Source organism: Corallococcus praedator (assembly GCF_003612125.1).
In the GTDB taxonomy this organism is placed as follows: Bacteria; Myxococcota; Myxococcia; order Myxococcales; family Myxococcaceae; genus Corallococcus; species Corallococcus praedator.
Genome location: NZ_RAWI01001425.1, coordinates 1 through 388 on the forward strand (window position 1 = coordinate 1; position 388 = coordinate 388).

The 388-nt window shown below is 45.9% G+C and carries 1 protein-coding gene; it reads left to right on the top strand.

All coding sequences use genetic code 11. From position 1 onward, the window contains the following. Positions 1-138: 138 nt before the first annotated feature. On the top strand, positions 139-388 hold a 250-nt coding region (locus D7Y13_RS45560), incomplete at its 3' end, for a hypothetical protein (protein ID WP_208734766.1).

Sequence of the window (388 nt, forward strand, 5' to 3'; positions counted from 1 at the left end):
GGCAATTTGTCACCGCAGGATTCTGTGACCCTTGTTATGGGGAAGGTCCACTTCAAGTCTGGGATTAAATATGTGGTAAAAGCATGGACTACTGCGCCTAACGGTGGGTCAGTAGACGATGATGCCCGAAACGATAAGATGCAGGTCAACGATCTGTATGCTGCGCTTGCGGGTATTTACACTATAGGGCATGCCAATGCTGATTCTTTATCTTTTACTGCAGCACTAGACGCACTTTACAGAGGTGGCATTTGGAAAGCTGTAGTTTTTAATGTGAAGCCCGGTGTTTATAAAGAACAGATTTCCATCCCCCATCATCCAGGGACATCTCCCCTGAAAACAGTGGTGATTCAGTCGGAGACCTCTGATCCTAAAGATGTTGTTATAG